The organism is Arthrobacter sp. U41 (genome assembly GCF_007679325.1).
In the GTDB taxonomy this organism is placed as follows: domain Bacteria; phylum Actinomycetota; class Actinomycetes; order Actinomycetales; family Micrococcaceae; genus Arthrobacter.
The window spans coordinates 603695-618354 of the sequence record NZ_VEGI01000001.1; the positions used below are offsets into that span (position 1 = coordinate 603695).

The window sequence follows — 14660 nt, forward strand, 5'->3', positions numbered from 1 at the left end:
GCAGACCAGTACACCCGCATCGCCAGGAAGCCACCACCATGAGTAAGACCTCCCGCCCCGCGGGTTCCCCGCCGCAGGCCGCTGCCCGGAACACCGGCAAACCGGCGATGCCCCGCGACATTAAGGTGATGTTGGTCGCGGCCTTCCTGATCGCGCTCGGCTTCGGGCTGGTGGCCCCGGTCCTCCCCCAGTTCGCCACCACGTTCGACGTCGGCGCCACCGCGGCCGCCGTGATAGTCAGCATCTTCGCGTTCATGCGGCTGGTGTTCGCCCCCGCCGGCGGTGCCCTGATCGTGAAGCTCGGGGAACGGCCGGTGTACGTGGCGGGCCTGCTGATTGTCGCGGCGTCGACGGCGGCGTGCGCCTTCGCCCAGGACTACTGGCAACTGCTGATCTTCCGCGGCCTCGGCGGCGCCGGCTCAGTGATGTTCACGGTCGCGTCGATGGCCCTGGTGGTCCGGCTGGCGCCGCCGGAGAGCCGCGGGCGGGTTTCCGGGGCGTACGCCTCGGCCTTCCTGATCGGCAATGTGTGCGGGCCGGTGGTGGGCGGCCTGCTGGCCGGCTTCGGCCTGCGGGTGCCGTTCCTCGTCTACGCGGCCGCCCTGGTGCTGGCCGCGCTGGTAGTGCAGACCCAGCTGAGCCACGTGCCCACGGCCTCCCGCCCGGACGGCAGCACGGCGCCGGCCATGGAACTGCGCGAGGCCTTGCGGGACAGCGCGTACCGGGCGGGGCTGTTCTCCAGCTTCGCCAACGGCTGGGCCACCTTTGGCGTGCGGATGGCCACGGTGCCGCTCTTCGCCGTCGCCGCCCTGAACGCGGGGCCGGAATCGGCGGGCTGGGCCCTGGCTGTGTTCGCCGCGGCCAACGCGGTGGCGCTGACGTTCTCCGGCAAACTCGCGGACAGCCTGGGCCGGAAACCCCTGATGATCTCCGGCCTGCTGGTGACGGGCATCGCGACGGCGGCCATCGGCTTCACGCACGACCTGCTGTGGTTCCTCGTGGCCACCGCCGTGGCCGGCATCGGTTCGGGGCTGCTGGGGCCGGCCCAGCAGGCGGCCATGGCCGACGTGATCGGCAACGAGCGCTCCGGCGGCCGGGTGCTCGCCATCTTCCAGATGACGGCCGACAGCGGCGCGATCATCGGCCCCGTGCTGGCCGGGCTCCTCGCGGACCAGCTGGGCTACGGCTGGGCTTTCGGCGTCACAGGCGGCGTCCTGGTGGCTGCTGCCGCCGGCTGGCTCTTCGCCCGGGAGACATTCAAGCGTCCGTCCTCCTGAGTCGCGGCAGGCGGACCATCCGGCATTGGCTAGGCTGGGTGCAAACCAACCACAACTGCTGGAGAATCCGTCATGCCCGATACTGACCATCCGCCCAACAGCACGGAGCCCGACTCCACCAGACCCCGCACCTCCCGCAAGACCACCAGGCTGCGCCTGATCGGGGTCATCGCGGCCCTGGCGGTGGTTGCGCTGATCGCCGTCCTGTTCACCGTGTCCGGAAACCCGACACCGGTCTCCGGCGACGCTGGCGCCGGCGCCACGCCCGCGGCCACGCCGTCGCAGACCACTGCGCCGGCCAAGGCGCTGGCCAAGGCACCGGCAGTCACCTACTACAAGCAGGCTCCGCCCCCCGCCGGTTCACCGCTGGAGAAGGTGGACCCGCTGCAGCTGACGGTCAAGAACGAGCCTCTGGGAACCACCCTGAACAAGGGCACCGTGGGAATTTCGCTGGAAGCGACCGACCTGGCCGATCCCACCCTCAGCTCCGCCAATGCCTCGATGGTGACGCTCCTGAAGGACTCCGACGACACTGTGCTCCGCTTCGGCGGCAACGCCGTCGACCGCCGGTTCTTCTGGACGTCCTCGGGTGAAGCGATGCCAGCAAACTACAAGGGAGACAAGGCCCACCCCGCCAGGGTGGTCACCCCCAAGGACCTGGAGCGCGTCGCCACCCTCCTGGAGGCGACCAACGCCAAGATCAGCCTCACCGTGGACCTGGGACACTACAACCCGGCCCGGGCCGCGGACATGATCAAGCACGCGTCCCGGATCTTCGGCAAGAGGCTGCTGAGCTTCACCGTCGGCAACGAACCGAACGGGTTCGCGTACACAAAACTGCGTCCGGCCAGCTACGGCATCGAGGAATACGCTGTGGAGCTCAAGGCGTATGCCGAAGCCATCCACGCGGCCGCCCCCGGCGTTGTGATCTCCGGCCCCGGCGTGTACGACCAGAAGTGGTGGAAGCCGTTTATCGACGCCGAGCTGCCGCAGAAGAAGGTCCTGTCGTTCCACAACTACCCGCTCTTCAGCTGCAAGGATTCGAAGTCGAACGCCTTCCCCACCATCCCCAACCTGCTGGGCCAGGCAACCCACCAGCGCGCCGAGGACTACCAGAAGCACGCCCTCAACGCCGCAAAATCGGCCGGGCTTGAGACCTGGCTCGCGGAGACTGGCATGTCCGCGTGCCCCGGCTCCAACCAGACCACCAAAACCCATTCGACGGCTCTGTGGGCCGTGGACTACTCGTTGAACGCCGCCCGCCTTGGCATCACCCGGCTTGGCTTCCACAGTTCCATGCTCACCTGCAAAGGCGGCCCGCCCATGTCCGTGATCTGCAGCGGCGGCGCCTACCTCAAGCCGAACGGCGAGATGGCACCCCGTGCGAACTACTTCGGAATGGCGATGGTGGCCGACCTGGAGCCGGGCAAGTTCCTCGGCCTCGACAGCACCGGCGGCGGACTGTCCAACAGCTACGCGTTGCAGAACAAGGACGGCAGCACCACGGTTGTCATCGTCAACAAGAACGACCCGGAGAAGGCGGCCCAGACCCAGGTCACCCTGGAACTGCCCGGGCCGGCGCTGACGGGAACCATGACCCAGCTGTCCGGGCCCAGCTACGAGGCCCAGGACAGTACGGTGATCGACGGCGCCAAGTCGGATCCGACTCCGCTCGCCGGCCGCGCCACCGTTGAGGGTTTCAAGTACGGTTCACAGACGCAGACCTTCAAGCTGACGGCCGGAACGGTGACGGTGCTGAACTTCAAGCACTAGGCACCATAAACCGCTGGCTCCCAGTCGCTGCCTTTCGGCAACAACTGGGAGCCAGTCTGGTTTAAGGCGGTACTGAGACTCTTTAGACGGCAGAGGCGAGGTCAGTTCAGGATGGCGTCGACGAAGTTCTCGGCGTCGAACGGGGCGAGGTCATCCGCGCCCTCGCCAAGGCCGATCAGTTTGACCGGGACACCCAGCGACTTCTGGATAGCCACCACAATGCCACCCTTGGCCGTGCCGTCCAGCTTGGTCAGCACGATGCCGGTGATGTTGACCACCTCGGCGAAGACCCGTGCCTGGTTCAGGCCGTTCTGTCCCGTGGTGGCGTCGAGGACCAGGAGCACCTCGTCCACCTCGGCCAGCTTCTCGATGACGCGCTTGACCTTGCCGAGCTCGTCCATCAGTCCGGTCTTGTTCTGCAGGCGGCCCGCGGTGTCGATCATCACCACGTCGACTTCCTGGTCGATGCCGGCCTTGACCGCCTCGTAGGCGACGGACGCCGGGTCCGCGCCGTCGACGTCGGACTTCACCGTGGGGACGCCCACGCGCTGGCCCCAGGTGGCGAGCTGTTCGGCGGCGGCGGCGCGGAAGGTGTCCGCGGCGCCCAGCAGGACATCCTTGTCCTCGGCCACCAGCACGCGGGCGAGCTTGCCCACCGTGGTGGTCTTGCCGACGCCGTTGACGCCCACCACCAGCACGACGGCGGGCTTGTCCGCGTGGCGCTGAACCTGCAGGCTGCGGTCCATGGTGGGGTCCACCAGCTTGATGAGTTCCTCGCGCAGCAGGGCCTTGACCTGCTCCGGGGAGCGGGTGCCCAGCACCTTGACGCGTTCGCGGAGGGCGTCCACCAGCTGCAGGGTGGGCTCGGTGCCGAGGTCGGCGAGCAGCAGGGTCTCCTCCACCTCGTCCCAGACGTCCTCATCGATCTTGTCCGCGGAGAGCAGCGCCAGCAGGCCCTTGCCCAGGATGTTGTTGGACTTGACCAGGCGTTCGCGCAGACGGATCAGGCGGCCGGCCACCGGCAGCGGCGTTTCCACCGGAACGGTTTCCAGGCCGGCCACGTTGTCCGGGACCTCGATTGTTTCCAGGCCCTCGACGTCGGCAGTGTCCGGGGCCCTGCGGTCCGGCGCCGGTGCCGGCGCGGGCCGGTCCTCGAGGAGGGTACCGCCGGCGCGTGGCTGCACCGGATCGTTCGCGTCACGCTTTTCCGGGTAGTTGGTGATGTTCTTCCGGGTCTTCATGAGGACCGGAATCAGCGCGCCGAGAACCACCAGGGCGGCCAGAATGGGCAGAAGAATAGGGAGGATGTCGTTCACTCCCCTAGCTTCTCACAAACCGGAAAGCCGTCGCGGAGCCGGGAAAACGCGCGACGGCGGGTCCGGAGCGTGCCTCAGACCTGGGCGCCGAGGCGCTGGCTGATGACGGTGGAGACGCCGTCGCCGCGCATGGTGACGCCGTAGAGGGCATCGGCGACTTCCATGGTGCGTTTCTGGTGCGTGATGATGATGAGCTGGCTGGATTCGCGCAGTTCCTCGAAAATGGTGATGAGCCGGCCCAGGTTGGTGTCGTCCAAGGCCGCTTCCACCTCGTCCATCACGTAGAACGGCGAGGGCCGGGCCTTGAAGATCGCGACGAGCAGGGCCACCGCGGTCAAGGACCGTTCCCCGCCCGAAAGCAGTGAGAGCCGCTTGATTTTCTTGCCGGCCGGGCGCGCCTCCACCTCGATGCCGGTGGTGAGCATGTCCGAGGGGTCGGTCAGGACCAGCCGGCCCTCACCGCCGGGGAACAGCCGTGCGAAGATCCGGACGAACTGCGCCGCGGTGTCCTCAAAGGCCTCGGCGAACACTTTCTGGACGCGCTCGTCCACTTCCTTGATGATGTCCAGCAGGTCCTTGCGGCTGGACTTGAGATCCTCCAGCTGGGTGCTGAGGAACTGGTGGCGTTCCTCGAGAGCCGCGAATTCCTCCAGCGCCAGGGGGTTCACGCGGCCCAGGGCGGAGAGGTCCCGCTCGGCGCGTTTGAGGCGCTTCTCCTGTTCCTCGCGGACAAACGGCTTGCCGGCCACGATCTCGCGGCCGTCCTCGTCCACCGGGGCGCGGAGGGCAGCCCACTTGTCCCCCGATTCCCCGGCCGGCACCGGAACGGGCTGGTCCGGTCCAAAATCCGCCACGAGCTGGTCAGCGGTCAGGCCCAGGTCCTCAACACTCCTGAGCTCCAGGGCTTCGATCCGAAGGCGCTGCTGGGCGCGGGCCAGTTCGTCGCGGTGCACCGAGTCCGTCAGTTCGGCCAGCTCGCGGGCCAGCGCATCGTTGCTGTTCCGCACTGCGGCCAGCTCCGCGTCCATCTGCTCCTTGCGTTCCTCGGCGCTGTCGCGTTCCTGCCGGGCGAGCTCCACGGACACGTCGATGAAGCCGATCACCCTGCCGACGGCGGCGGAGACAGCCGCGGCGCGTTTGGCCTGCAGCCGGCGGCGGCGGGCGCGTTCGGCCGCTTCCTCGCGGGCACGGCGCTCGGTGGCGGCGGCGCGTTCCAGCGATGACGCCCGGTTGCGGGTGGCCGTGAGCTGTTCCTCGGCGCTGCGCAGGGCCAGACGTGCCTCCATTTCGGAGCTGCGGGCCAGCGACGCCGCCAGCGCCAGGGCATCACGGTGATCCGGGGAGGGTTCCTCCTCGGCCGGCGCTTCCTGCGCGGCGGCCAGCCTGGCAGCTACCGCGGCGAGTGCGTCCTGTTCGCTGACGATGTTGGCCTCGGCCCTGGCGAGGGAGGCGGCCAGCCGCTCGCTTTCGCCGACGGCGCTGCGGAGCACGGAGTTCAGGTGGCCCAGGCGCTCGGCGACGGCGGCCAGCCGGGCGTCCGAATCGTGCAGCCGTTCCAGGGCGGCATCGGCGCGCTCCTGCGCCGCGGCGCGCTTGGCCTGCGCGCCGGCGAGGGCGAACCGCTGGCGTTCCAGCTCGGCGGTTACGGCGGCAAGCCGTGCGGAGGCGTCATCGACGGCGGCCTGCACCTCGATCAGCGAGGGCGCCTTCGCGGAGCCTCCGCTGACCGTCAGCGCGGTAAAGACGTCCCCGGATGTGGTCACGGCGGTGAGGTCCGGGCGCGCCGCGATCAGTTGCGCCGCCTCATCCAGCCCGTCGACGACGGCGATCCCGGCCAGCAGACCGGACAGCGGCAGACCAGGCAGCGGCAGACCAGGCAGCGGCACGCCGGAGGCATCCTCTGCTCCGGATTCCGGGCCCGGTGCTGCCCCCGGCGCTGCGCCGGCTGCCGTGCCGGATGCCGTGACCAGCTGCACGGCCCACCGGGCGTTCCCGGGGAGCTCACCGCTGAGCTCACCGCTGGGATCCACACCGGGGGCTGCCGGCGCGGTATTCGACCCCGCGAGCAGCAGGGTGGCCCGGCCGGCGTCGTCGTCCTTCAACCGCTGGATCGCGGCGGCGGCCGTCCCGCCGTCCTGGACCACAATGGCATCGGAGGCGGCGCCGAGGGCCGCCGCGATGGCGGCCTCGAAGCCGGGTTCCACCGTGATCATGGAGGCCAGGGATCCGAGGACCCCGGGGATCCCGGAGCCGAGGACATGGTCCGAGCCGTCCTTGCGGTTCAGGCCGAGCTGGAGCGCGTCGCGGCGGGCAACCAGGGCGCCGCGCTCCTTCTCGCCGTCGCGCTCGGCCGCCTTCAGGGCGTCAATCTCCGTGAGTATGGCATCCAGCGCGGCGCTGGCATCCTCGTAGTCGGCGTCGAGGGTTTCCTCGCCGTCCTCCACGCCGGCCACCTGGGATTCCAGGGCGGTGAATTCGCTCTGGGCCTGCCTGCGGCGCTCCTCCCCTGCCTTGAGGGATTCACGGAGCCGGCCGAGTTCCGCTTGCGCCGACTCCACACGGGAGCGCGCGGCGCCCACCTGGCCGGCCAGTTTGGCGAGGCCTTCGCGGCGGTCGGCGGCGGCGCGGAGCAGGGACGCGAGGCGTCTGTCCTCGGCGGCGGCGGCGTTTTCGGCATCCTGCTTCGCGGCCGTTGCGGCGTCCAGGGTGCTGCGGCGCTCCAGGATCTGGCGCTCCAGCCCGGCCTGTTCCGCACGGACGCCGGCGGCCTGCCGGTCGAGTTTGTCGGGGTCGCGGCCGGAATCGGGAACGGCGTCGGAGGCCCCCAGCAGCCGGCGCCGCTCCTCGGCGAGCGAGCCGAGGGAGCGCAGCCGTTCCCGCCCGGCGGAGAGCTGGTACCAGGTGTCGCGGGCGGCGCTGAGCTTCGGGGTGGCCTCGGCGGCGAGCTGCTCCAGTCCGGCCTGCCGCTGCCTGCCGAGTTCAAGTTCCTGCTCGACGACGCCGCGGCGGGCTTTGAGCGCGGTCTCGTCCGCCACGTCCTGGGCCAGGGCCGACTGCAGCTGGACCAGGTCGTCGGCGAGGAGGCGGGAGCGTGCGTCGCGGACCTCGAACTGTACGGTCTGGGCCCGCCGGGCGACTGCCGCCTGCTTGCCCAAGGGTGTGAGCTGCCGGCGGATTTCGCCGGTGAGGTCGCTGAGCCGTGCGAGGTTGGCCTGCATGGCTTCGAGTTTGCGGACTGTTTTTTCCTTGCGGCGGCGGTGCTTGAGGATGCCCGCGGCCTCTTCGATGAACCCGCGCCGGTCCTCCGGGGTGGCGTGCAGCACCTTGTCCAGCTGCCCCTGCCCCACGATCACGTGCATTTCCCGGCCCAGGCCCGAGTCGGACAGGAGTTCCTGGATGTCCAGCAGCCGGCAGCTGGCGCCGTTGATCGCGTATTCCGAGCCGCCAGTGCGGAACAGGGTGCGGGCAATGGTGACTTCGCTGTAGTCGATCGGCAGGGCGCCGTCGCTGTTGTCGATGGTGAGTGAGACGTGAGCACGGCCCAGCGGCGGGCGGCCGGACGTGCCCGCGAAGATCACGTCCTCCATCTTGCCGCCGCGGAGTGTTTTGGCACCCTGCTCGCCCATCACCCAGGACAGGGCGTCCACCACATTGGACTTGCCGGAGCCATTGGGACCCACCACGGCGGTGACACCTGGTTCGAATTCGAAGGTCGTCGCCGAGGCGAAGGATTTGAATCCCCGGACGGTCAGGCTTTTGAGGTGCAAGGTGTTTCGGTTCTCCTGGCTGGCGGAAACGGCTGTTCCTGCCCTAAATCTACCGCCACCACAGGAAATTCAGCGGATTTGGGCGGTTCGGCAGAAAATCGTCGACACGGGCCACGATCTGCATCCGTTGCTCCATAACTGCCCTTTTGCGGCCTCAAAACGGCAGTTATGGAGCAACCGATGGGTCGGGCGGGCGGACAGGCGTTACCAGCGGCCGTTCCGGGGCCGGGGCTGGCACACCGGGCACGTGTAGGAGGAACGGTTCATGAACTGGTCCCGCCGGAGGAAGCTGACCCGGCCCGCTTCGGCGCAGCGCGTGCATTCCTTGCCCTCCCGCCCGTAGGCGTTCAGGGACCGGTCAAAGTACCCGGATGCGCCGTTGACGTTCACGTACAGCGAGTCAAAGCTGGTGCCGCCAGCCGCCAGGGCGTCGGTCATGACCTCCCGGGCGGCGTCAAGGACACGCGCGGCGTCCGCCCGCCGGAGGGTGTCCGTGGGACGGGCGAAGTGCAGCCGGGCCTTCCAGAGTGCCTCGTCCGCGTAGATGTTGCCGATCCCCGAGACGAGCCCCTGGTCCAGCAGAGCGCGTTTGAGCCCGGTTTTGCGGGCCCGGAGTCGGCGGTAAAAGTCGTCGAAGGAGAAGTAGGGGTCCAGCGGGTCGCGCGCGATGTGCGCGGCTTCCTCGGCAATCAGCGGCAGCGGAGTTTCGGCGAGTCCGCCGGGACCGCCGTCGGACGTGGGGATCAGCGAGGTGAGGAACAGACCGCCGAAGATCCGCTGGTCCACAAACCGGAGCTGCTCCGGCATACCGTCCGCCGGGCTGAGACGCAGGCGCACTTTCAGGTGCTTCTCGTCCGCTGCCCCGGTGTCCTGCATCAGGAGCTGCCCGGACATGCCCAGGTGCGCCATGAGCGCCACGGACGGAACGGTTTCCACTGCCCCGCCGAGGGCATCAGCCGGGCGATCATCCACAGGGGTGCCTGCGGGCGTGCCGGCAGGGGTGGCTCCGGGCGTGCCTGCGGCAGTGCCGGCGGGGGTGTCTGCCAACGGCATCCAGAGGAATTTTCCGCGCCGGACCACGTCCAGGACGCGGGCGCCTTCGAGGTTGCCGGCGAAGTCCTCCGGGCCCAGTACGTGCCGGCGGATGGAGCGCGGATCCACCACCTCAACAGCGGTGATGGTCCGGCCCCGCACCCAGCTCACCAGGCCGCGGCGAACCACTTCGACCTCGGGCAGTTCAGGCATGGGGCGTGCCTAGGCGCCGGGCTGGGAGTGCAGCTGCTGCGCGCCGGGCACAGCGGATCCCGTGGACGGCGAGCCGTCCGCCCCTGCTGCCGCCGACGCTGATCCGGCGGACGGCGGGCCGCCCTCCCCGGCAGCTTCCGCAGCTACTGCTTCCGTGGCCGCAGCCGTAGCCGCAGCCGACGGCGCCGACAGCCTGCGCCAGGCATCCGCGGCAGCTTCCTGCTCGGCTTCCTTTTTGGAGTTGCCCGTGCCGGAGCCGTAGTCGTTGCCGCCGATGCGCAGAACCGCTTCGAAGGTCCGGGCGTGGTCCGGGCCGGAGCCCTCCACGGCGTAGTTGATCGTCCCCAGCTGGCGGCTGGCCGCCAGCTCCTGGATGCTCGTCTTCCAGTCGGTGCCGGCGCCAAGTGCGGCAGCGTCCTTCAGCAGCGGCCCGATCAGGCGCATCACCAGCTGGCGTGCCGTCTCGATGTCGTTGGAGACGTAGGTGGCGCCGATCAGCGCCTCCATGGTGTCCGCGAGGATGGAGGCTTTGTTCTTGCCTTCGGTGAGCTTTTCGCCCTGTCCGAGGTAGATGTACTCCCCCAGGCCGATGCTGCGGCCGATGCCCGCAAGTGCCCGGGTGCTGACCACGGCGGACCGGCGCTTGGCCAGGTCCCCTTCGGGCAGCGTGGGGTTGTCACGGTACAACGCGTCGGTGACCGAGAACCCCAGGATGGAGTCGCCCAGGAACTCGAGGCGTTCGTTGGTGGGGATGCCGCCGTTTTCGTAGGCGTAGGAACGGTGTGTGAGCGCAAGACGAAGCGTCCCGGCGTCAATAGTGACACCGAGACGCTTCAGAAGCTCTTCAGTTGAAGACATCTTAGTCAGCCAGTTGGCGGATTAGACGTCTGCGACCTTGCGGCCCTTGTATTCAAGGAACAGCGCGGTGCCAGCCGAGTCGGTAACGACCTTTGCCTGGTGCGGCAGGCTGTAGGTGACCTGGCCGTTCTCGACAGTCTTCACCAGGTGGGGGGCGGTTGCCTTCCACTGGGAGCGGCGGGCGCGGGTATTCGAGCGAGACATTTTCCGCTTCGGGACAGCCACGGCTAACTCATTTCTCTCTAGTCCAACACTTACAAATCAGTTTTGCCGGTCAGGCTTAGCCAAGTCAGCTAGGGCAGCCCAGCGAGGATCTACCACCTCGTGGTGATGCCCCGGCTCGTCTTCCAGGCGAACTCCACATTCGGAGCAAAGGCCCTGGCAGTCTTCCCGGCACACCGGCTGGAACGGCAGCATGGTTACAACTGCGTCCCGCAACACCGGCTCAAGATCGATCAGATCGTGCTCGACTCGACGTTGCTCTTCTTCGTCTTCTTCATCCGAGAACTCAGCGTCCTCGTAGAAGAAAAGTTCTTGCACATTGACCTCGAGGTCATACGCAAGGGGATCCAGGCATCGGCCGCATTCGCCGGTTACTTCGACGTTCGCGGTACCTGATACCAAAATTCCTTCGTGTACGGCCTCCAGCCGCAGGTCCAGCTCGACATCCGAGCCTTCCTGCACGCCAATGAGTGCCACACCAAGATCACTTGGTGCGGGTACATGTTCCGTCAGCGTCCGCATGCTTCCCGGACTGCGTCCGAGGTCCTTGACGTCGAACGCCAAGGGCGAACTAGCATCTCGTTTAATGAGAACTCCTGTTGAACATATGACCGACGTACCATCTTAGCCTGATCTTCCGGACGGACTCAAACCGGGGACACGCCGGCGGTTCGCACCGCGGTCCGGCCCCGGAAAGGGCCGCGCAACCGGCAGCAGGCCGCCGAGTACCGATCAAGCTTACCCTCTGCGCGGCTGGTCCCGGACCGGCTCGCCCGCGTGCAGCCGTTTCAGCACCGAGCGGGGCACAAAGTCGGACACATCGCCGCCCAGGGTGAACACTTCCTTGATCAAGGTGGAGGACAAGTGGAGGTAATGGCTTTCGGCGGGCAGGAAGACCGTTTCGACGCCGGTCAGCTGCCGGTTCATCGTCGCCATCGGCAGTTCGTAGTCGAAGTCAGACGAGGAACGGAGGCCCTTGACGATGGCGTCCACACCCCGCTGGCGGCAGTACTCGGCGAGGAGTCCCTCCCCCACCGGCTCCACCACAATGCCGCGCAGGGAGGCCAGGGTTTCCCGCGCCATATCAATGCGTTCCTCGAGCGTGAAGCGGTATTTCTTGGCGTAGTTCGTGGAGACGCCCACAATGACCTCATCGAAGAGGCCGGCGGCCCTGGCAATGACTTCCAGGTGTCCGTTGTGGATGGGATCAAAGGAGCCAGGGCATACGGCGCGTCTCATGCTCCGAACCTACCGTACCGGCGGCGCAGCCCGGGATAACATGACTGAATGTCAGCATCAAAGCTTCCCTTCACCGTGTCCGGAGGCGTGGTCCTCGTGACGGGCGCCGCCATGGGCATGGGCCGCCTGTACGCCCTGCGAGCGGCCCGCGAGGGCGCCGGCGTCGTGATTCTCTGGGACGTCGACGCCGACGGCCTGGCCAACACCGCTGCCGAGGTGACCGCGCTCGGGGCGCGTGCCGTGGTCCGCCAGGTGGACCTCGCCAGCCGCACGGCCATCGCCGAGGCCGCCGCGGAGTGCGCGGCGGAAGGTCCGCTGACGCTGCTCATCAACAACGCCGGCATCGTCCGCGGGGCGCTCTTCTGGGACCACAGCCCGGAACGGGACATCGCCCTGACCATGGACATCAACGCGCTGGCGCCGATGTACGTCACCCACGCGTTCCTCCCGGCCATGATGGCCGACGCCGCCCGGCCGCGGCGGATCCTCAACATCGCCTCCGCGGCCGGCACCGTGTCCAACCCGCGGATGAGCGTCTACGCGGCGTCCAAGTGGGCGGTGATCGGCTGGAGCGACTCGCTCCGGCTGGAACTCGAGCAGCAGGGCTTCGGCCACCTTAAGGTGACCACGTTCTGTCCCAGCTACATCTCCACCGGAATGTTCGACGGCGCCCGCGGGCCGTTGCTGACACCCCTGATGACACCGGAGGACGCCGTGGACCGGGCCTGGCGGGCCACCTTCGCCGGACAGCCGCAACTGATCGCCCCGGCGACGGCGCAGCTGGGCAAGGTCCTGCGCGGGCTGCTGCCGGTGCGGGCCTGGGACTTTGTGGGCGGGAAGGTCTTCGGGATCTACACCACTATGGACAAGTTCACCGGCCGGGGCCAGAAGGCGGGCACCCGGTGAACTCCCCGGCGCCACTTCCCTGGCAGCGGACCGCGACCGGCGCCAACCTGCTCTCCCCCGACGGCACGCTCGGCGTGACGATCTTCGAGGAGATGACCACCCTCGCCCTGCAGACCGGCGCCATCAACCTCGGGCAGGGTTTCCCGGACGAGGACGGCCCGGTGGAGATCAAGGCCGCCGCGCAGGCCGCCATCGCCGCCGGAGCCAACCAGTACGCCCCCGGCAAAGGCATCCTGGAGCTCCGCGAGGCAATCTCCCTGCACCAGGAACGCTTCTACGGCCTGACGCCGGACCCGCAGACCGAGATCATCGTCACCACCGGCGCCACCGAGGCCATTGCCGCCTCGCTGCTGGCGCTGGTGGGCCCCGGCGATGAGGTCCTCACCTTTGAGCCTTTCTACGATTCCTACGGCGCGATCATCGGCCTCTCCGGTGCCCGCCACGTTACCGCCCCGCTGCTGGCCCCGGACTTCATGCCGGACCTGGACGCGCTTGAGGCGGCGTTCAGCAGCCGCACCAAGGTGGTGCTGATCAACAACCCGCACAACCCCACCGGCGCCGTGTTCCCCCGCGAGGTGCTGGAACGCGTCGTCGAGCTCGCCACCCGGTACGACGCCGTCATCATCACCGACGAGGTCTACGAACACCTCACCTTCGGTGTCCGCCACATCCCGGTGGCCACCCTGCCGGGCGCCGCGGAACGCACCCTGACCATCTCCTCCGCCGGCAAGACCTTCTCCTTCACCGGCTGGAAGATCGGCTGGCTCTGCGGCCCGGAACACCTCGTTTCGGCGGCCCGCACGGTCAAGCAGTTCCTGAGCTACAGCTCCGGCACCCCGTTCCAGAGCGCCATCGCGGCCGGGCTGGGGCTGCCGGACGAGTTCTACACCGGAATCGCCGATACCCTCCAGCTCAAACGCGACATCCTCAGCGAGGGTCTGCGCGCCGCCGGGCTGGACGTCTTCACCCCGCAGGGGACGTACTTCGTGAACGTTGACACCGCGCCGCTGGGCATCACCGATGCCCTGGACCTGGCCCGCCGGCTGCCCGCGCTGGTGGGCGTCGCCGCCATTCCGGTGCCCGTGTTCTGCCACCCCGAAGGCGCCGAACGCACCCGGACCCTCCTGCGGTTCGCGTTCTGCAAGCGGATCGACGTCCTGCAGGAAGCCGCCGGACGGCTTGCGACCCTCCGCGACCTCCTCTGATGGCGGACGCCCCTCACGCCTCGCGCTTCCTCCGCACCACGGGCCAGCACGCCGCGATCGAACCCGACGAGTTCACCGAGGGCGGCTATGTGCTGAGCATCGGCGGGGCGGAACAGTCGCACGTCAACCTGGCGGACCCCTCGGACATCTTCTACGAGTACCTGCGCAGGATCGGCCACGTGGTGGACCTGGCGGCCCCCTGGGGCGAACCCGTCACGGCGCTCCATCTTGGGGCAGGCGCCCTGACCCTTGCCCGGTACATCCAGGCCACCCGGCCGGGCTCCGTGCAATACGCGGTGGAGCTGGAGCGGGAACTGCTGGACTTCGTGCTGCAGCAACTCCCCCTGCCCGACGGCACGCAGCTGCACACGATCATCGGCGATGCGCGGGACGCCCTGGCGGAGCTGCCCCCGGAGCTGCGCTTCGACGTCGTGATCCTGGACATCTTTTCCGGTCCCGAAGCGCCGGAGCACATCGCGTGCACGGAGTTCTACCTCGAGGCGGCGGCGAAGCTGAGCCCCCGCGGGGTGCTGATCGTTAACGTGGGCGACGAGCCGGGCCTCACGCTGGTCCGGAGCCAGGTGGACGCGCTGCGCCGTGCTATGCCCGACGTCGCCGCCTTTGCCGAGGCCGGGATGTTCAGCGGCCGCTATCCCGGCAACATCATCCTCATCGGGACGCAGCGGCCCTGGCCGGAGATGTGGACCGCGGCGCTCACCGCCCGCGGGCCGCACCCCGCGAAGGTGCTGTCCGGCGTCGGCCTCGACGAAATCTCGGACTAGCCGACGTTCCCATGTCCGGAGCCAGCTACCGGGCCCGCCGAACCGGTATCTCTGGAGTGCTGAACTAGGA

The 14660-nt window shown here is 68.5% G+C and carries 12 protein-coding genes; 5 read left to right on the forward strand and 7 right to left on the reverse strand.

The genetic code is table 11. The features are described 5' to 3' along the window. The first annotated feature begins 38 nt into the window (after positions 1–38). Together FS787_RS02845 and FS787_RS02850 are read left to right on the forward strand one after the other, a co-directional pair. The gene (locus FS787_RS02845) at positions 39–1277 is read left to right on the forward strand and encodes an MFS transporter (protein WP_144670810.1); all 1239 of its coding nucleotides are present in this window, start codon (positions 39–41) and stop codon (positions 1275–1277) included. Positions 1278–1349: 72 nt separating this feature from the next. Further along, on the forward strand, positions 1350–3050 hold the full coding sequence (locus FS787_RS02850; protein ID WP_144670811.1) for a hypothetical protein: 1701 nt from the start codon (positions 1350–1352) through the stop codon (positions 3048–3050). A gap of 101 nt (positions 3051–3151) precedes the next feature. Here FS787_RS02850 and ftsY read toward each other — a convergent pair whose 3' ends face one another. The 7 genes from ftsY to coaD form a co-directional block, all read right to left on the reverse strand. Further along, the gene (gene ftsY / locus FS787_RS02855) at positions 3152–4366 is read right to left on the reverse strand and encodes a signal recognition particle-docking protein FtsY (RefSeq protein ID WP_144670812.1); all 1215 of its coding nucleotides are present in this window, start codon (positions 4364–4366) and stop codon (positions 3152–3154) included. Positions 4367–4440: 74 nt separating this feature from the next. Then, positions 4441–8133, reverse strand: coding sequence for a chromosome segregation SMC family protein (locus FS787_RS02860; protein WP_186329075.1), 3693 nt, complete (start codon positions 8131–8133; stop codon positions 4441–4443). Between the two features lie 204 nt (positions 8134–8337). Continuing rightward, on the reverse strand, positions 8338–9378 hold the full coding sequence (gene mutM / locus FS787_RS02865; protein WP_144670813.1) for a bifunctional DNA-formamidopyrimidine glycosylase/DNA-(apurinic or apyrimidinic site) lyase: 1041 nt from the start codon (positions 9376–9378) through the stop codon (positions 8338–8340). A gap of 9 nt (positions 9379–9387) precedes the next feature. Beyond that, entirely contained in the window at positions 9388–10236 is an 849-nt protein-coding gene (gene rnc / locus FS787_RS02870) for a ribonuclease III (protein WP_144670814.1), read from the reverse strand. Positions 10237–10257: 21 nt separating this feature from the next. Continuing rightward, complete coding sequence (gene rpmF, locus FS787_RS02875) at positions 10258–10461, reverse strand: 50S ribosomal protein L32 (RefSeq protein ID WP_009356569.1); 204 nt, start codon at positions 10459–10461, stop codon at positions 10258–10260. Between the two features lie 36 nt (positions 10462–10497). Next, positions 10498–11022 carry a DUF177 domain-containing protein gene (locus FS787_RS02880; RefSeq protein ID WP_082492579.1) on the reverse strand — a complete coding sequence of 175 codons (525 nt, stop codon included), beginning with the start codon at positions 11020–11022 and terminating at the stop codon, positions 10498–10500. A 174-nt stretch (positions 11023–11196) separates the two neighbouring features. Further along, positions 11197–11697 carry a pantetheine-phosphate adenylyltransferase gene (gene coaD / locus FS787_RS02885; protein WP_056426798.1) on the reverse strand — a complete coding sequence of 167 codons (501 nt, stop codon included), beginning with the start codon at positions 11695–11697 and terminating at the stop codon, positions 11197–11199. 48 nt (positions 11698–11745) lie between these two features. Between coaD and FS787_RS02890 the strand changes: the two genes are divergently transcribed. From FS787_RS02890 to FS787_RS02900, 3 genes are read left to right on the forward strand one after another with little or no spacing between them, the layout of a single operon-like run. Then, entirely contained in the window at positions 11746–12603 is an 858-nt protein-coding gene (locus FS787_RS02890) for an SDR family NAD(P)-dependent oxidoreductase (protein WP_144670815.1), read from the forward strand. Beyond that, positions 12600–13808, forward strand: a complete 1209-nt coding sequence (locus FS787_RS02895) for an aminotransferase class I/II-fold pyridoxal phosphate-dependent enzyme (protein WP_144670816.1) — start codon at positions 12600–12602, stop codon at positions 13806–13808. The genes FS787_RS02890 and FS787_RS02895 overlap by 4 nt, the downstream gene beginning before the upstream one ends. Beyond that, positions 13808–14590 carry a spermidine synthase gene (locus FS787_RS02900; protein WP_186329076.1) on the forward strand — a complete coding sequence of 261 codons (783 nt, stop codon included), beginning with the start codon at positions 13808–13810 and terminating at the stop codon, positions 14588–14590. Before FS787_RS02895 ends, FS787_RS02900 begins: the two co-directional genes overlap by 1 nt. Positions 14591–14660 lie beyond the last annotated feature (70 nt).